This is a genomic window from Citrobacter sp. Cc139 (assembly GCF_030334645.1).
Taxonomy (GTDB): Bacteria; Pseudomonadota; Gammaproteobacteria; order Enterobacterales; family Enterobacteriaceae; genus Citrobacter; species Citrobacter werkmanii.
Genome location: NZ_JAOWDM010000082.1, coordinates 129,958 through 146,240 on the forward strand (window position 1 = coordinate 129,958; position 16,283 = coordinate 146,240).

At 52.3% G+C, this 16,283-nt stretch carries 18 protein-coding genes; 5 read left to right on the forward strand and 13 right to left on the reverse strand.

The genetic code is table 11. From position 1 onward, the window contains the following. Window positions 1-27 precede the first annotated feature (27 nt). The 4 genes from mliC to pdxY all read left to right on the forward strand — a co-directional run bounded on the left by mliC (window position 28) and on the right by pdxY (window position 3,393). The gene (gene mliC, locus OGV69_RS12830) at window positions 28-351 is read left to right on the forward strand and encodes a C-type lysozyme inhibitor (RefSeq protein ID WP_038640393.1); all 324 of its coding nucleotides are present in this window, start codon (window positions 28-30) and stop codon (window positions 349-351) included. Between the two features lie 59 nt (window positions 352-410). Continuing rightward, entirely contained in the window at window positions 411-1,067 is a 657-nt protein-coding gene (pdxH, locus tag OGV69_RS12835; protein WP_038640396.1) for a pyridoxamine 5'-phosphate oxidase, read from the forward strand. 126 nt (window positions 1,068-1,193) lie between these two features. Then, the gene (gene tyrS / locus OGV69_RS12840; protein ID WP_038640399.1) at window positions 1,194-2,468 is read left to right on the forward strand and encodes a tyrosine--tRNA ligase; all 1,275 of its coding nucleotides are present in this window, start codon (window positions 1,194-1,196) and stop codon (window positions 2,466-2,468) included. Window positions 2,469-2,532: 64 nt separating this feature from the next. Then, a complete protein-coding gene (gene pdxY / locus OGV69_RS12845) occupies window positions 2,533-3,393 on the forward strand; it encodes a pyridoxal kinase PdxY (RefSeq protein ID WP_038640402.1) in 861 nt (286 codons plus the stop codon). Window positions 3,394-3,500: 107 nt separating this feature from the next. Here pdxY and gstA read toward each other — a convergent pair whose 3' ends face one another. The 12 genes from gstA to blr form a co-directional block, all read right to left on the reverse strand. Beyond that, a complete protein-coding gene (gstA, locus tag OGV69_RS12850) occupies window positions 3,501-4,106 on the reverse strand; it encodes a glutathione transferase GstA (RefSeq protein WP_069324194.1) in 606 nt (201 codons plus the stop codon). A gap of 104 nt (window positions 4,107-4,210) precedes the next feature. Continuing rightward, window positions 4,211-5,716, reverse strand: coding sequence for a dipeptide/tripeptide permease DtpA (gene dtpA, locus OGV69_RS12855; RefSeq protein WP_038640405.1), 1,506 nt, complete (start codon window positions 5,714-5,716; stop codon window positions 4,211-4,213). A 613-nt stretch (window positions 5,717-6,329) separates the two neighbouring features. Then, window positions 6,330-6,965 (reverse strand): endonuclease III, encoded by a 636-nt coding sequence (gene nth, locus OGV69_RS12860; RefSeq protein ID WP_038640407.1) that lies wholly within the window; start codon window positions 6,963-6,965, stop codon window positions 6,330-6,332. After that, window positions 6,965-7,657 carry an electron transport complex subunit E gene (locus OGV69_RS12865; protein WP_038640410.1) on the reverse strand — a complete coding sequence of 231 codons (693 nt, stop codon included), beginning with the start codon at window positions 7,655-7,657 and terminating at the stop codon, window positions 6,965-6,967. Before OGV69_RS12865 ends, nth begins: the two co-directional genes overlap by 1 nt. Before the next feature lie 3 nt (window positions 7,658-7,660). Next, the gene (gene rsxG, locus OGV69_RS12870) at window positions 7,661-8,281 is read right to left on the reverse strand and encodes an electron transport complex subunit RsxG (RefSeq protein WP_038640412.1); all 621 of its coding nucleotides are present in this window, start codon (window positions 8,279-8,281) and stop codon (window positions 7,661-7,663) included. 9 nt (window positions 8,282-8,290) lie between these two features. After that, window positions 8,291-9,343, reverse strand: a complete 1,053-nt coding sequence (rsxD, locus tag OGV69_RS12875) for an electron transport complex subunit RsxD (RefSeq protein WP_038640414.1) — start codon at window positions 9,341-9,343, stop codon at window positions 8,291-8,293. After that, window positions 9,344-11,461: an electron transport complex subunit RsxC gene (rsxC, locus tag OGV69_RS12880; protein ID WP_069324193.1), complete on the reverse strand. Its 2,118-nt coding sequence runs from the start codon at window positions 11,459-11,461 to the stop codon at window positions 9,344-9,346. Then, window positions 11,454-12,032 (reverse strand): electron transport complex subunit RsxB, encoded by a 579-nt coding sequence (rsxB, locus tag OGV69_RS12885; protein ID WP_032943340.1) that lies wholly within the window; start codon window positions 12,030-12,032, stop codon window positions 11,454-11,456. The genes rsxC and rsxB overlap by 8 nt, the downstream gene beginning before the upstream one ends. After that, window positions 12,032-12,613 carry an electron transport complex subunit RsxA gene (gene rsxA / locus OGV69_RS12890; protein WP_003029144.1) on the reverse strand — a complete coding sequence of 194 codons (582 nt, stop codon included), beginning with the start codon at window positions 12,611-12,613 and terminating at the stop codon, window positions 12,032-12,034. The genes rsxB and rsxA overlap by 1 nt, the downstream gene beginning before the upstream one ends. A 76-nt stretch (window positions 12,614-12,689) precedes the next feature. Continuing rightward, window positions 12,690-13,130 carry a DUF2569 domain-containing protein gene (locus tag OGV69_RS12895; RefSeq protein WP_038640418.1) on the reverse strand — a complete coding sequence of 147 codons (441 nt, stop codon included), beginning with the start codon at window positions 13,128-13,130 and terminating at the stop codon, window positions 12,690-12,692. A 91-nt stretch (window positions 13,131-13,221) separates the two neighbouring features. After that, on the reverse strand, window positions 13,222-13,437 hold the full coding sequence (ydgT, locus tag OGV69_RS12900) for a transcription modulator YdgT (protein ID WP_008784684.1): 216 nt from the start codon (window positions 13,435-13,437) through the stop codon (window positions 13,222-13,224). 289 nt (window positions 13,438-13,726) lie between these two features. Then, complete coding sequence (blr, locus tag OGV69_RS12905) at window positions 13,727-13,852, reverse strand: division septum protein Blr (protein ID WP_038643149.1); 126 nt, start codon at window positions 13,850-13,852, stop codon at window positions 13,727-13,729. A 240-nt stretch (window positions 13,853-14,092) separates the two neighbouring features. Here blr and OGV69_RS12910 point away from each other — a divergent pair, with 240 nt between their 5' ends. Next, window positions 14,093-15,133: an oxidoreductase gene (locus OGV69_RS12910; RefSeq protein ID WP_038640423.1), complete on the forward strand. Its 1,041-nt coding sequence runs from the start codon at window positions 14,093-14,095 to the stop codon at window positions 15,131-15,133. Between the two features lie 77 nt (window positions 15,134-15,210). Here OGV69_RS12910 and add read toward each other — a convergent pair whose 3' ends face one another. Beyond that, window positions 15,211-16,212, reverse strand: a complete 1,002-nt coding sequence (gene add / locus OGV69_RS12915; RefSeq protein WP_038640426.1) for an adenosine deaminase — start codon at window positions 16,210-16,212, stop codon at window positions 15,211-15,213. Window positions 16,213-16,283 lie beyond the last annotated feature (71 nt).

The following is a 16,283-nucleotide window of genomic DNA, read 5'->3' on the forward strand; positions in this document are numbered from 1 at the left end:
GACCAGGAAAGTCTTCAGGATAGGGCTATGAAAAAACTGTTGTTAGTATGTCTGCCGGTACTGCTTAGCGGGTGCAGCGTGTACAACCAATTTGTTGAGCGTATGCAAACCGACACGCTTGAATACCGCTGTGACGAAAAACCGCTTACCGTGAAGCTGAACAATACGCGCCAGGAAGTGAACTTTGTTTATGATAATCAGCTATTGAACCTCAAACAGGGCATGTCGGCATCGGGGGCGCGCTATACGGATGGTATCTACGTCTTCTGGTCTAAAGGCGACGAGGCAACGGTCTATAAACGAGACAGAATTGTGCTAAATAACTGTCAGTTACAGAACCCGAAGCGTTGAGATTTTCACCTGGGCGGCGCACAATAGCGTCACCCACTGACAATCCGTAGCCCAACATCATGTCTGATAACGACGAATTGCAGCAAATCGCGCATCTGCGCCGTGAATACACGAAAGGCGGTCTTCGCCGCCACGATCTTCCCGCCGAGCCCCTTGCGCTGTTTGAGCGTTGGCTGGGGCAAGCCTGCGATGCCAAACTGGCAGACCCTACTGCTATGGTTGTTGCGACCGTTGATGAAAACGGTCAGCCGTATCAGCGCATCGTGTTGCTCAAACATTATGATGACAAAGGGCTGGTTTTCTATACCAACCTCGGTAGCCGCAAGGCGCATCAAATCGAGAAGAACCCCCGTATCAGTCTGTTGTTCCCATGGCATACCCTGGAACGGCAGGTGATGGTGATTGGCAAGGCTGAGCGCCTTTCCACGCTTGAGGTGGTGAAGTACTTCCACAGTCGCCCACGCGACAGCCAGATTGGCGCCTGGGTATCTAAACAGTCCAGTCGAATCTCCGCTCGCGGCATTCTTGAAAGCAAATTCCTTGAGCTGAAGCAGAAGTTTCAGCAAGGGGAAGTTCCGTTGCCCAGTTTCTGGGGCGGCTTTCGCGTAAGTATTGAACAAATGGAGTTTTGGCAGGGCGGCGAAAATCGTCTGCACGATCGTTTTTTATACCAACGTGAAGATAACGCGTGGAAAATTGATCGTCTGGCCCCCTAAAGATGCAAAATTCTTGTTTTAAGCGCTGGTGCTGATCAATCCGGCGCTTTATTCTATGTTTCTTTCGCATCAGGCGAAAAGTCGTGTACCGGCAAAGGTGCAGTCGTTTTATACATGGAGATTTTGATGGCAAGCAGTAACTTGATTAAACAATTGCAAGAGCGGGGGCTGGTGGCCCAGGTGACGGACGAGGAAGCGTTAGCAGAGCGACTGGCGCAAGGCCCGATCGCGCTCTATTGCGGCTTCGATCCTACCGCTGACAGCTTGCATTTGGGGCATCTGGTTCCATTGTTATGCCTGAAACGCTTCCAGCAGGCAGGCCATAAGCCTGTTGCACTGGTAGGTGGCGCGACCGGTCTGATTGGTGACCCGAGCTTTAAAGCCGCCGAGCGTAAACTGAATACCGAAGACACCGTGCAGGAGTGGGTGGATAAAATCCGTAAGCAGGTTGCACCGTTCCTCGATTTCGACTGTGGCGACAACTCGGCGATTGCTGCGAACAACTACGACTGGTTTGGCGGTATGAATGTACTGACTTTCCTGCGTGATATCGGCAAACACTTCTCTGTTAACCAGATGATCAACAAAGAAGCGGTTAAGCAACGTCTGAACCGTGACGATCAGGGGATCTCCTTTACCGAGTTTTCTTACAATCTGCTGCAGGGCTATGACTTTGCCTGCCTGAATAAACTGCACGGCGTGACGCTGCAGATTGGTGGTTCTGACCAGTGGGGTAACATTACCTCAGGTATCGACCTGACCCGCCGTCTGCACCAGAATCAGGTATTTGGTTTGACCGTTCCGCTGATCACCAAAGCGGACGGCACCAAATTCGGTAAGACCGAAGGCGGCGCAGTGTGGCTGGATCCGAAGAAAACCAGTCCGTACAAATTCTACCAGTTCTGGATCAACACCGCCGATGCGGACGTTTATCGCTTCCTGAAATTCTTCACGTTCATGGACATTGAAGAGATCAATGCGCTGGAAGAAGAAGATAAGAACAGTGGTAAAGCACCGCGCGCCCAGTATGTTCTGGCTGAGCAGGTCACACGTCTGGTTCACGGTGAAGAAGGTCTGGTTGCGGCAAAACGCATTACCGAAAGCTTGTTCAACGGCAACCTGAGCGATTTGAGCGAAGCGGATTTCGAACAGCTGGCGCAGGATGGCGTGCCGATGATTGAGATGGAGAAAGGTGCGGATCTGATGCAGGCGCTGGTCGATTCCGAACTGCAACCGTCTCGCGGCCAGGCGCGTAAGACCATTGCGTCTAACGCGGTGACCATCAACGGTGAGAAGCAATCCGATCCGGAATATTTCTTCCAGGAGAGTGATATCCTCTTCGGGCGCTATACCTTACTGCGCCGTGGCAAGAAGAACTATTGTCTGATTTGCTGGAAGTAAGATTTAGTTAGCAGGGGCGTGGGAAACTACGCCCCTTTATTTTTTCAGGGTTGTGATAAGTAAAATGAAAAATATCCTCGCCATCCAGTCCCACGTTGTTTTTGGTCATGCGGGCAACAGCGCGGCTGAATTTCCGATGCGTCGTCTTGGCGCAAATGTCTGGCCGCTAAATACCGTGCAGTTCTCTAACCACACGCAGTACGGCAAATGGACCGGTTGCGTTATGCCGCCGACTCATCTGACTGAAATCGTGCAGGGTATTGCCGATATCGATAAACTCCAGACCTGTGACGCAGTACTAAGCGGCTATCTTGGCTCGGCAGAGCAGGGTGAGCATATTCTGGGTATTGTGCGCCAGGTTAAAGCGGCCAATCCGCGGGCAAAATACTTTTGTGACCCCGTGATGGGGCATCCGGAGAAAGGGTGTATCGTCGCGCCGGGCGTGGCGGAATTTCATGTGCGTCATGCGCTTCCCGCTAGCGACATTATTGCCCCGAACCTGGTTGAATTAGAAATTCTGTGCGAACATGCAGTTCACAATGTAACTGAAGCGGTGATGGCTGCCCGTGAGCTGATCGCCCAGGGGCCAGAAATTGTGCTGGTGAAGCATCTGGCTCGCGCAGGTATTAGCACCGATCGTTTCGAGATGCTGCTGGTCACTGCGCAACAGGCGTGGCATATCAGCCGCCCATTAGTTGATTTTGGCGCGCGTCAGCCGGTTGGCGTGGGTGACGTTACCAGCGGCTTGCTGCTGGTGAAACTGCTCCAGGGCGCGTCTTTACAGCAGGCGCTTGAGCATGTGACGGCGGCAGTGTACGAAGTGATGATCGCCACCAAAGAAATGCATGAGTATGAACTGCAGGTGGTAGCCGCTCAGGATCGTATCGCGATGCCTGAACACTACTTTAGCGCGACGCAGTTGTAATCAATGCCCGATGGCGCTCACGCTTATCGGGCGTACGTTTGGCCGTCGGCCAGCCAAGTAAGTAGGCCGGATAAAGCGCCTGGCGCCGCCATCCGGCACATTAGTGATTAGCTCAACCCTTCTGCTTTAAGCGCTGCGGCAACCGCCGGGCGTTCAGCCATACGCGCCATATACGCCTCGATATGGCTTAATCCTGCCATATTCAGCTTAACCGCATAAGCCCAACGCAGCACGGTGAACAGATAAGCGTCTGCAATGCTGAAGCGCGGGCCGCAGATCCATTGCCCATCTTTCAGCGATTCATTCACGTACTGCATTTTTTTCTCCAGCTGCGCGCGAACGGTTGGCTTGAAGTCTTCCGGTGTATCGGGACGGAACAGCGGGGTAAAACCTTTATGCAGTTCTGTCGCAATGTAATTAAGCCATTCGATGGTTTTGTAACGGGAGAGGCTGCTGGTAGGGGCGAGGAGGTGGCGGTCTGGCACTGTGTCCGCCAGGTACTGCATGATGGCGACGCCTTCGGTTAGTAATGTACCGTCGTCCAGCAGCAGCGCGGGAACTTGTCCTTTGGGGTTTACCGCGAAAAAATCATCGCCGTTTTCCAGACGTTTCTTCATCAAATCGACACCATCCAGCGTGAAATCTTTACCGCTCTCACGCAGCGTGATGTGGGAAGCGAGAGAACAAGCGCCCGGTTTGTAGAATAGTTTCATCGGTAACTCCTTTTGGCTGAGGTTTATCGTATGGTAGTGCTACCTCAGGTAAAAAAAAAGCCGCTAACAACAGTTAGCGGCCTGAAAATGAGTTTCCCTGAGAATTACGCTGTCGCGGCCTTAGAGGCTTTCTCATTAACGTCATCGTCCTGAGTCATACGATTCAGTTTCGGCGCCGTCAGCAGCATCAGAACAGCGATAACCGCCGTTGCAACACCAATCTGCAGGAACACACGACCGTAGACTTCCAGAGACATCAGCGGGTCAGTCACGTTTTCTGGAACTGCCATCATGTTGGCGACGTAACCGCCGATGATGTTTGCACCGGCAGTGGTCAGGAACCAGCTACCCATGATGAAGCCCATCAGACGCTGCGGAACCAGCTGCGCCACCATGGCCAGACCCAAACCGGAAATCATCAGCTCACCGATGCTTTGCAGGCCATAGCAGATGATCAGCCAGTTAACAGAAACAATGCCCGCATCGGTGGCGAATTTCGCACCCAGCGGCAGGATCAGGAACGCACCGGAGCACAGCACCATACCAATCGCGAACTTGGTCGGCATCGGCAGCGTATCACCCATCTTGTTATAGATAGCGGCGAGGATTGGGCTACCAATGATGATCCAGAACGGGTTCAGCGCCTGGTACTGCTCAGGTTCAAAAGCAATACCCAGAATAGAGTGTTCAACGTTACGAATCGCGAAGAAGTTCAGTGAAGTCGGCATCTGGCTGTACAGCACGAAGAAGATAATCGCTTCCAGCATCAGAATGAAGGCGACGATCATTTTACGACGCGCAGCACCGTGCATGGTGAAGGCTTCTTTACCGAAGATAAATACGATACCAATGGCAATCACACCCAGAACCATACGGGCGATTTCCTGGTTGTGCAGCAGCCAGGTCGCAATCGCAATCAGAACCACAACGCCAGCGATGGTCAGCAGCAGGTTACGGAAGTTGATCGGCTCAAAGTCAGGTTTAGAACCGTACTGTTTAACCCAGCGCTGACAGAATGCGAAGTTAACCACGGTGATCAGCATACCTACGACGCTCAGCGCGAACGCGGTGCTCCAGCCGTAACGCGCAGCTAACCATGGCGTTGCCAGCATAGAGAAGAATGAACCGATGTTGACGGACATGTAGTACATGGTAAATGCACCATCAAGACGCGGGTCATCTTTTGCATAGCAGGTAGAGAGCAGGGAGGATGGGTTGGCTTTAAACAGGCCGTTACCGACCGCGATGGCCGCCATGCCCATATAAACAATACCGGCATCGTGACCGGACCATGCAACCAGCGCATAACCGATGGCCAGAACAATGGCGCCCAGCATAATGACACGTTTTGTTCCCAGAACTTTATCACCTAACCAGCCGCCGATGGCAACCAGACCATACACCAGGGCGCTAAAGGACGAGAAAAGGGTGATGGAATCCGCTTCTGACATACCCAGTTGCTTAACCAGGTAGACGGCCATAATCCCTTGCAGGCCGTAATAACCAAAACGTTCCCACAGCTCTATCGAGAAAATGAGATAGAACGCTTTCGGTTGTTTGAAGGCGTTTAAACTAACGCTTTCTGTTGGTTTATTGTTTGCAGTAGACACTTTTACCTCTTTTTTTACATCCCATATCAACGGGGGTGTTCAGGTACGTGATGAATCAAGTTCATCCGTCCGATTGTTATAGTGGGAGGGGAAACGGCAAGTAATGTTCACTATCTTGACCATTCAGACAAGTGGTTTGTAATAATCTGTTACATATATCCTGGGTGGTGAAATCATCGGTACAGAGAAATGTTATCTAGCGTTAAATTTTTTCATTTGAAAAATCGCAGATTTTTACACTGTTTAAGTCACCCAAAAACCGTAATGCGGCGATATGTTCTGCTATTTGCGGTTGAATCCAGTGATATAGGCCATTATCTGAAAAATAGCCAGTGTAATGTTTTGTTTAGAAACTGTTCAGTAAGGTCATCTGATTGTCACTTTAACTAAAAAATAAAAATTATTTAACATTGTGTTGTCTGAGTGATCTGCATCACGTATAGATAGAAATTTCTATTACTAAAAAAACGATTAACCTGCTCAGGTGTTTATACGCAAGAATAATGCGTTAGATATGCGCAGTTGAATGGCATCATCGACGGGAAAAGATTGTTTAGGGAGTGCATAACTAATCGTTATGTGTCAAAGGGGCAAAGGGAACGCCCCATCAGTATCAGATATCAACTTTCTCTTTGAATTCGCAGAGATCTTCGATGATGCAAGAACCGCAGCGCGGTTTTCTGGCAATACAGGTGTAGCGGCCATGAAGGATTAACCAGTGATGGCAATCGACTTTAAATTCACTCGGTACGACTTTCAGTAATTTTTCCTCTACCTGCTCGACGTTTTTGCCTGGCGCAAATTGCGTGCGATTACAGACGCGAAAAATATGGGTATCTACCGCAATGGTAGGCCAACCGAAGGCGGTATTTAACACCACATTGGCTGTTTTTCGCCCAACCCCGGGCAGGGCCTCTAATGCGGCCCGGTCTTCTGGCACTTCGCCATTATGTTTTTCCAGCAGAATGCGGCAGGTCTTAATCACGTTCTCCGCTTTGCTGTTGAACAACCCGATTGTCTTGATGTAGGACTTAACCCCGTCTACGCCGAGCTCCAGCATAGCGGCAGGGGTATTGGCGACAGGGTACAGCTTAGCCGTGGCTTTATTGACGCTGACATCGGTGGCCTGCGCGGAGAGCAAGACCGAAATCAGCAGTTCGAACGGCGATGTAAAATTCAGCTCAGTGGTCGGATGCGGATTGTTATCACGCAGGCGTGTCAGTATTTCCAGCCGTTTTGCTTTGTTCATTACACATTCCCTGTTTCACCAACCGGACTGTCTGCAACAGCCGCTTCGGCACGACGTTTCTTCATTTTCTCATCGATCAGATATTTCACCGCCAGCATCAGACCCAGACCAATGAAAGCGCCCGGTGGCAGCATGGCCAGCAGAAACGGCGTATCGGTATGGAAGATCTCTACGCGTAGTACTTTAGCCCAACTGCCTAACAGACCGTCTGCGCCATCAAATAGCGTGCCGTTACCAATTATTTCACGCAGCGAGCCCAGAACAAACATGGCCCCAGTTGCGCCCATACCGATGGAGAACCCATCAAGGGCGGATAATGCCGGGCCTTTTTTAGCCGCGAAGGCTTCAGCACGACCAACAACAATACAGTTGGTCACAATCAGCGGAATAAAGATCCCCAGAGACTGATACAGGCCAAAAGCGTAAGCATTAATCAGCATCTGTACCGCACTCACGACGGAAGCGATGATCATGACATAAATCGGAATACGAATTTCAGACGGTGTCCAGCGACGCAGGGCTGAAATGGTCAGGTTCGTCAACGTCAGGACGAGCGTAGTCGCCAGTCCCAGACCTAACGCATTGGTGGCGGTAGACGTTACCGCCAACAGCGGGCACATACCAAGTAACTGCACAAGCGCGGAGTTATTTTTCCATAACCCCTGGACAATGACATCTTTAATTTCGCTCATGGTTTATTCTCCACAGGCGCTAAGTTGAGGGAGTTGCGCTGGCAACGTCTGCGCATACAAACCGGCGCGTTTCACCGCATTAACTACCGCACGCGGCGTAATGGTTGCGCCAGTAAACTGGTCGAAGTCGCCGCCATCTTTCTTCACCGCCCAATGGGCATCGTTACCCGCGCCGATCGTTTTGCCGCTAAAGTGGGTGATCCAGTCGGACAGACGCAGCTCAATTTTATCGCCCAGCCCCGGCGTTTCATGGTGTTCAGTCACGCGTGTGCCCAATACGGTACCTGTGAAATCCACACCAACCAACAGCTGAATAGCGCCGGAATAACCATCTGGGGCAGTGGCTTCGAGAATTGCCGCAACAGGTCGATCGTCCTGGCGCGCGATATACACACGGTGAGTCCCTTTACCTAACGCCTGCGCGTTCACCAGATAGCAACTCTCAGACAACGCGTTATTGTAGCGATCGCCAGGCAGAACCTGATCAAACAATACTTTTTGCTGCAACGCCGCTTGTTCATCGATAGTGGATTTGGTTAATTGATTGATTGCCGCGGTTAACCCCGTAGATCCAGCGGCAAATAGCGCCAGAGTAATACCGTGTTTACGAATCGTTTTCAGCATATGTTGTCCTTAGCGATGTCCGTACACGCGAGGGCGGGTGTAATAATCAATCAGGGGAACCGTAATATTTGCCAGCAACACGGCAAAGGCCACGCCATCAGGATAGCCACCAAAACTGCGGATTAACCACACTAACAAACCCGCAAGCGCGCCAAAAATCAGGCGACCACGGTTGGTGGTCGATGCCGTAACGGGATCGGTAAGAATAAAGAAAGCGCCGAGCATCGTCGCGCCAGAAAGTAGATGTAACTGAGGCGATGCCAGCGACTCTGGCGAGAAAATCCAGCCTAAAGTAGCGCAAACAGCGAGCGACAGCAGGAAACTAACCGGGATATGCCAGCGAATCGCTTTTTGCCATAACAGCACAATGCCGCCAGCCAACCAGGCAAGGTTAACCCACTGCCATCCGGCGCCCGCGAGCATGCCGCTGTAAATCGGGTACTGCATTACCTGTTCAACCGTTCGTCCCGCATGCAGAGAGGTCTTGAAGGTATCAAGGGGCGTAGCCTGGCTGATGCCGTCGATTCCCATACGGAGCGCGTTCATATCGCTGCCGCCCGCGGTATGTCCGGTAAAGATTACGTTCAGAGCGTCAAAGAATCCGGGGACCGTGGCTGCAATTTCCTGCGGCGGCAGCCAGCTTGTCATCTGCACCGGGAATGAGATAAGCAGTACGACGTAGCCAATCATGGCGGGATTGAACGGGTTTTGTCCGAGGCCGCCATACAGCTGTTTTGCAATGATAACGGCAAATACCGTGCCTAATACCACCATCCACCAGGGGGCCAGCGGAGGAATACTCACGGCCAGTAGCAACCCCGTAAGGAGCGCGGAGTTATCTTTTAAAATCGGCGCAATGGGTTGTTTCCGCAGTTTAAGTACGACCGCTTCGGCGCCGATAGCGCTAATGGCGGCCAGAACGATCTGCAACAACGTCCCCCAGCCAAAGAACCATAGCTGCGCGACGATTCCCGGCAATGCAGCAAGTAACACCAACATCATGATGCGTGATGTCTGACGTTGGTTATGGGTATAAGGGGAGCTTGCTATTCTGAATACCATTTATTCCTCGTTTACAACCTGCTGCTGTGCGGCTTTTTTAGCCTGGGCGCGTGCGATAGCGGCCGCGACGGCGGCTTTACGCGGATCCACCGGTTCAGCGCTTTCAGTCACCGGCTGCTGCTCAAGCTTACGGGCTTTGGCGCGGGCGATTGCCGCTTCGACGGCGGCTTTACGCGGATCCACCGGTTCAGCGCTTTCAGTCACCGGCTGCTGCTCAAGCTTACGGGCTTTGGCGCGGGCGATTGCCGCTTCGACGGCGGCTTTGCGCGGATCCACCGGTTCAGCGGTTTCAGTCACCGGCTGCTGCTCAAGCTTACGGGCTTTGGCGCGGGCGATTGCCGCTTCGACGGCGGCTTTACGCGGATCCACCGGTTCAGCGGTTTCAGTCACCGGCTGTTGCTCAAGTTTACGGGCCTTGGCGCGGGCGATTGCCGCTTCGACTGCCGCTTTACGCGGGTCGGTACCCGCGCTGCTGTCTTCAATTTTGTTTGAATTTTCCGTCCGGGCCGCACGAGCCTGTGCTTTACGCGCCTCGCGAGCGGCAATCACTGCGCTATTGTCAGGTTTTTCGCCAGCCTGAATAACAACCGGTTGCATTGCCTGAGCCTGTTTCTCTTTTACGCGAGCCAATGCGGCGGCGATGGCATCATGATCTTTAGCCGCAGGCTGTACGGCAGCGCTTTTGTGGCGTTCAAGACGTGCGGCTTTTTCACGCTCAAGTCGCGCCTGTCGAGCTTCAAAACGTGCTTTGGCTTCCGCGGCGCGTTTTTCTTCCTGGCTAATAGCATAAATCTCGGCCTTTTCCTGGCGGAAATACTGTACCAGCGGAATGTTGCTCGGGCATACCCATGCGCAAGCGCCGCATTCGATACAGTCTGCAATATTGTGAGTTGTGGCTTTATCGTGCTGCTGCCCTTTACTGAACCAGTAGAGTTGCTGCGGCAGAAGATCGGCCGGGCAGGCATCGGCGCAGGCGCTACAGCGAATGCAGCCTTTCTCCTCCGGCGTTTCACCCATTTCACTGGCAGAGGGGGCCAGAAGGCAGTTGGTGATCTTCACCACCGGTACATCCAGCCATGGCAGCGTAAACCCCATCAGCGGCCCGCCCATAATCACCATCTGGTCGGCGGAAGGGCAGAAACCCGCGTCGCTGAGCAAATGACGAACCGGCGTGCCTAAACGCGCCCAGACGTTGCCTGGACGGCTGACGGCTTCGCCTGTAAGCGTCACAACACGCTCGGTAATAGGTTCTCCGTCAATGACCGCACGTTTAATCGCGTAGGCGGTCCCGACGTTTTGCATCAGCACGCCAATATCTGAGGAGCGTCCGCCATGAGGTACCTGCTTACCGGTCAGAATTTGCGTTAACTGCTTGGCGCCGCCGGACGGGTACTTGGTTGGGATCACGCGTAAGCTGATATCGTGGGAATCGGCCAGCACCGCACGCAGCATGGAAATTGCCTGCGGTTTGTTATCTTCTATTCCCAGCAGGATCTCACGCGGCTGAAGAATGTGCGCGAGGATGCGGATACCTTCGACGACCTGAGCCGCGCAGTCCTGCATCAGACGGTCATCCGCCGTAATGTACGGCTCGCATTCTGCGGCGTTGATGATCAGCGTTTCAATTTTATCGCCGCCGCCCTGTAGCTTAACCCCGGTTGGGAAACCTGCGCCGCCCAGACCGGCGACGCCGTACTGATGAATACGTGCAATAAGCTCTTCCCGACTACGGGAACGGTAATCGGCCCAGCCATCACGCTCAATCCAGCGGTCTTCGCCATCGGCATCAATGATGACGCTTAGCTCGGCTAATGCCGAAGGGTGTGCGGTGGAGTGTGGCGCAATAGCAACAATAGTGCCTGACGTTGGCGCATGTACCGGCAGCATTTTGCCACGCCCGATGGTTAACGCCTGGCCACGCAGGACGGTGTCGCCCACGTTGACACACAGTTCACCTTCCGCGCCAATATGTTGTTTCAGGGGAATAACGAAGCGCGGCGCCAGCGGAACCTGCCGCAGCGGCGTACCGTTTGACTGGGTCTTCATTTCTGGTGGATGAATGCCGCCATCAAAATCCCAGATTTTGTTTTTTCTGAATGCAGAGAATAACTTAAACATGTTGTTCCACAGGAATGATGCGCACAGGGATAGTGTTTAAATCCCATTTCCAGCTATCGGGCGTCTCAGCCACCGGGCGTAATTCGATACATTGCGTTGGACATGGGTCAACGCACAGGTTGCAGCCGGTGCAGAGATCGCTCATCACTGTGTGCATGGCGCGGGTCGCACCCACAATGGCATCGACCGGACAGGCCTGAATGCACTTTGTGCAACCAATACAATTATTTTCATCAATGACCGCCAGCATTCGCACGGGCGTAACATCTTGTTCATCACCATCAATCGGCTGCGGGTCGACGTTCAACAGGGCAGCGATTTTTAACATCACGGCTTCACCACCGGGCGCGCAACGATTGATTTTTTCACCCTGCGAGCCGATCGCTTCAGCATAGGGATGACAGCCTGGATAACCGCACTGTCCACACTGGCTTTGCGGGAGAATTTCATCAATTTTCTCCACGACCGGGTCATCCTCAACGGCAAAGCGTCGCGAGGCGTAACCCAAAATAGCGCCGAACGCCAGACCCAGCAGACTCACTGCGGCAACGGCAATCCAGATAGCATTCATTACAACTTCACCAAACCACTAAAGCCCATAAAGGCCAATGACATTAAACCGGCGGTAATCAGCGCAATCGCATTACCGCGAAACGGAGCAGGGACGTCTGCCACAGCGAGGCGTTCACGAATGGCGGCAAACAGTACCATTACCAGTGAGAAGCCGACGGCGGCAGAAAAACCGTATAGCGCCGACTGTAAGAAGTTATGGCCGAGGTTAATATTCAGCAACGCCACCCCCAACACCGCACAGTTTGTGGTGATCAGCGGTAAGAAGATCCCCAGCAGGCGGTAAAGCGCAGGGCTGGTTTTACGGACCACCATCTCGGTAAATTGCACGACGACGGCGATGACCAGAATAAAAGCCAGCGTGCGCAGATAGATGAGATTGAGCGGAATAAGGATCCAGGTATCAATCAACCATGCGCAAATAGAGGCCAGCGTCATGACAAACGTCGTGGCCAGGCCCATACCCATTGCGGTTTCCAGTTTTTTGGAAACGCCCATAAACGGACAGAGGCCCAGAAACTTAACCAGTACAAAGTTGTTGACCAGCACAGTTCCGACAAACAGCAGCAGGTAATCAGTCATTTTTCGGCCTGAAATAAAAAAGCCGCCTATTATCTGACAATCTACAACAGGCGACAACAGGTTAACTGTAGGGTTATTACGGGTTCACAAACGTCGACTTAACGCGCTGTGAGCGCTTGAAGTAGGGCACCAGCAGTGCTGCTGCTAACAAAGGGAACAGCAGTTGGCGCACGGCAAAGGCGTCCGGGACGGGTGAAAACGCAAACGCTTTAATCGCCAGTAACACGGAGATCAACAGCCATAAAATATAGTGCTTCGGCACGCAGGTTCTGCGTTTGAAAAACGCAATCGTCAGCCATAACGTGTAATACCACATGGCGATAGCCGTAATAAAAGAGACGCCCCATAACAACAAATTGGTCGTACTTTGCTCACCAAGCGTTTGGAAGGTTTGCGGTGTGGCCAGCGCAGTGACGTAAAGTAACAACGCCAGCGAAGCACTCAACAACGCAACTAACAGCCAGGCCAATGGCCCAAGTAGCCAGCCTCCGATACGTTGTGCCGGTGTGGTAGTCATCTCTTCTCCAGGTTTACGCGCGCGATCAAACATGCCATTCATTTTGGGGCAATTATTATAAAGCTTTTAACGTTGAGCGCTACTTTCTTCTTTATTGCACGTAATGCCAGACTGATTTAGGCACCTGACCGACGTCAAACAGACGACCTCCGGAGATGAGCTCCGCACGACGGTGGTCTGCTGCACGGTACATATTGATAATGTCGTTATCGTCGGTGAGCGTGTAGTTAAGATGATCGAACAGTTTTTCCAGACTTTCGAGTGAACTAATTTTACGGAATTTTAATAAGTAATCCTGAACAGTCATAAAGAGCAATCCATATATAAAATAATACCAACGGAGTAGAAAATATTAAGAAATAAACAACGTGCACAGGTAAAAGCGGATTTGCGCGCAAATGTAAGAAGAGTATGCATACCTGTAAAAAGCAGGCGCTATGTACGCCTGCGGCAAGGTTAGCGCGCTTCGCGATCCCAGGCAATACGCGCGGGAGCGGGATGCGGCATAATTCGCTTTTTTTGACAGAATTGGATCTTTTACAGCCGGACCCAGCAATGCGTGAAGGTGAATTGCGGGGCAAAAAAGCTGATGACGCTTATTTTTTCTGCACTGCTGCAATTGGCTCCGGTGGCTGGTAATTGTCAATATGATTGGCAATACCCAGCAGGATCACGGAGACCGCAAGAACAATCCAACCTGCTAACTCAATAAGACGATTCATTACTGATGACATTTGCTTTGATTTATCCATAAACACAGGCTGCAAATGTTACTAATCTCTCCATAATACAGCAAGAAGATTGGGAACGATTTCAGCCACTTTTTCGCGGCAAATTCAGCTTAAGAAGCATATGTTTGACTTAAGTTAATAAACAACCTTTGTAGCGCAAAGGTTATTAAACTATTGAGACGTTGCAATGTATGGTGTGAAATAGGTCAGTCTGAATTGAGAGGCAATAACATGAGTGACAACATCCGCGTTGGGCTAATCGGCTATGGTTACGCCAGTAAAACCTTCCATGCCCCCCTGATTGTGGGCACACCAGGCCTGGAACTGGCCGCGGTGTCCAGTAGCGATGAAGCAAAAGTGAAGGCCGACTGGCCTACAGTGACGGTTGTTGCTGAGCCTAAGCACCTTTTTAACGATCCTAATATTGACCTGATTGTGATCCCTACGCCAAATGACACGCACTTCCCGTTAGCGAAGGCCGCACTGGAAGCGGGTAAACATGTGGTTGTTGATAAACCGTTTACCGTGACACTGTCACAAGCTCGTGAGCTGGATGCTCTCGCGCGTAGTCTGGGGCGCGTACTATCCGTTTTCCATAACCGGCGCTGGGACAGTGATTTTCTGACGTTGAAAGCGCTATTGGCCGATGGCGTTTTGGGCGAAGTTGCCTATTTTGAGTCCCACTTCGATCGTTTCCGCCCGCAGGTTCGGGACCGTTGGCGTGAACAGGGCGGTCCGGGCAGCGGTATTTGGTATGATTTAGCGCCACATCTTTTGGATCAAGCGATTAATCTGTTTGGTTTGCCGGTCAGTATGACGGTGGATCTGGCGCAACTGCGTCCGGGCGCACAATCGACAGATTACTTCCATGCCATTCTGACGTATCCACAGCGTCGTGTGATTCTGCATGGAACCATGCTGGCGGCCGCAGAATCGGCCCGCTATATCGTGCACGGCTCACGCGGGAGCTACGTCAAGTATGGTCTTGACCCACAGGAAGAACGTCTGAAAAATGGCGAGCGCCTGCCTCAGGAAGACTGGGGTTACGACATGCGCGATGGCGTATTGACGCGAGTTGAAGGCGATGAGCGGGTTGAAGAGACCTGGCTGACCGTGCCAGGTAATTACCCGGCGTACTATGCAGGCATCCGTGATGCGCTGAACGGTAATGGTGAAAACCCGGTCCCGGCGAGACAAGCTATCCAGATTATGGAGCTGATTGAGCTTGGCCTTGAGTCCGCAAAACACCGCTCCACGCTTTGCCTTGCCTGATAAGGCACATGCCGGATGGCGGATGCCCCGGTATTTGATCCGGCCTACAATGCAACGCCACGTAGGCCGGACAAGCGTCACGCTGCGGCGACTTTCTCGCGCAGCGTACGTTTCTCTTCGTTACTCAGGAATGCCATTTCCAGACCATTGATTTGCGCCTGGCGGATCTGTTCGCGAGTTAAACCTGCGGCAGGAGCGGCAATGGTGTACTCGTGAATAATATCGACACCCTGAACAGCCGGATCGTCCGTATTCAGACTGGCCACAACGCCATGTTCAAGAAATGTTTTCAGCGGATGGGTCGCCAGCGTAGCGACGGTGCTGGTCTGGATGTTCGATGTCAGGCAGGATTCAATGCCGATACGGTGTTCGGCGAGATAATCCATCAATGCGCGATCTTCGACCGCTTTAACACCATGACCAATGCGTTCAGCGCCCAATTCTTTAATGGCCTGCCAGATACTTTCTGGTCCCGCGGCTTCGCCGGCATGGACAGTGATATGCCAGCCTGCATCGCGTGCCTGGTTGAAATGTGACAGGAACAAACTGCCCGGGAAGCCCAGTTCGTCACCGGCCAGATCCAGCGCAGTAATATGGTCACGGTGTGCTAACAGCGCATCAAGTTCCTGCAGGCAGGCGGCTTCGCCGAAGGTACGACTCATAATGCCAATTAAACGCGCTTCAACGCCAAAGGCCTTGCAGCCTTCGCGCACGCCTGCAATAACGGCTTCAACCACGCCTGCTACAGGGAGTTGATGGGTCATTGCCATGTAGCCAGGGGAAAAACGTAGTTCAACATAGTGCAGGCCGTTACGTGCGGCATCCTCAATATTTTCAAACGCGACGCGGCGGCAGGCGTCCAGCGAGGCCAGAACCTTTACGCCCCAGTCCAGTTTGGATAAAAAACTGACCAAATCAGGCTCGGTTGACGTCACTTGCACATGAGGGATCAACGTTTCCAGCGTCTGTGCCGGGAGGGTTAAATTGAACTGGCGACCCAGATCGAGGATCGTTTGGGCACGGATGTTACCATCAAGGTGGCGATGGACGTCGGTTAAGGGGAGAGAAGTATCAATCATGGTCGCACTCGTATTTTTAGGTAAAGTGCAGGGCATTATACAACAGAATCATAATTCTCTAATAACTTTGA

What these genes read in the sequence shown, in the direction of transcription:
- mliC (WP_038640393.1), top strand. Translation starts at nt 28, where the DNA reads ATGAAAAAACTGTTGTTAGTATGTCTGCCGGTACTGCTTAGCGGGTGC.
- rsxC (WP_069324193.1), bottom strand. Translation starts at nt 11,461, where the DNA reads ATGTTTAAGTTATTCTCTGCATTCAGAAAAAACAAAATCTGGGATTTT.
- blr (WP_038643149.1), bottom strand. Translation starts at nt 13,852, where the DNA reads ATGAATCGTCTTATTGAGTTAGCAGGTTGGATTGTTCTTGCGGTCTCC.
- OGV69_RS12910 (WP_038640423.1), top strand. Translation starts at nt 14,093, where the DNA reads ATGAGTGACAACATCCGCGTTGGGCTAATCGGCTATGGTTACGCCAGT.
- gstA (WP_069324194.1), bottom strand. Translation starts at nt 4,106, where the DNA reads ATGAAACTATTCTACAAACCGGGCGCTTGTTCTCTCGCTTCCCACATC.
- rsxD (WP_038640414.1), bottom strand. Translation starts at nt 9,343, where the DNA reads ATGGTATTCAGAATAGCAAGCTCCCCTTATACCCATAACCAACGTCAG.
- rsxA (WP_003029144.1), bottom strand. Translation starts at nt 12,613, where the DNA reads ATGACTGATTACCTGCTGCTGTTTGTCGGAACTGTGCTGGTCAACAAC.
- rsxB (WP_032943340.1), bottom strand. Translation starts at nt 12,032, where the DNA reads ATGAATGCTATCTGGATTGCCGTTGCCGCAGTGAGTCTGCTGGGTCTG.
- OGV69_RS12895 (WP_038640418.1), bottom strand. Translation starts at nt 13,130, where the DNA reads ATGACTACCACACCGGCACAACGTATCGGAGGCTGGCTACTTGGGCCA.
- rsxG (WP_038640412.1), bottom strand. Translation starts at nt 8,281, where the DNA reads ATGCTGAAAACGATTCGTAAACACGGTATTACTCTGGCGCTATTTGCC.
- pdxH (WP_038640396.1), top strand. Translation starts at nt 411, where the DNA reads ATGTCTGATAACGACGAATTGCAGCAAATCGCGCATCTGCGCCGTGAA.
- ydgT (WP_008784684.1), bottom strand. Translation starts at nt 13,437, where the DNA reads ATGACTGTTCAGGATTACTTATTAAAATTCCGTAAAATTAGTTCACTC.
- OGV69_RS12865 (WP_038640410.1), bottom strand. Translation starts at nt 7,657, where the DNA reads ATGAGCGAAATTAAAGATGTCATTGTCCAGGGGTTATGGAAAAATAAC.
- tyrS (WP_038640399.1), top strand. Translation starts at nt 1,194, where the DNA reads ATGGCAAGCAGTAACTTGATTAAACAATTGCAAGAGCGGGGGCTGGTG.
- add (WP_038640426.1), bottom strand. Translation starts at nt 16,212, where the DNA reads ATGATTGATACTTCTCTCCCCTTAACCGACGTCCATCGCCACCTTGAT.
- pdxY (WP_038640402.1), top strand. Translation starts at nt 2,533, where the DNA reads ATGAAAAATATCCTCGCCATCCAGTCCCACGTTGTTTTTGGTCATGCG.
- nth (WP_038640407.1), bottom strand. Translation starts at nt 6,965, where the DNA reads ATGAACAAAGCAAAACGGCTGGAAATACTGACACGCCTGCGTGATAAC.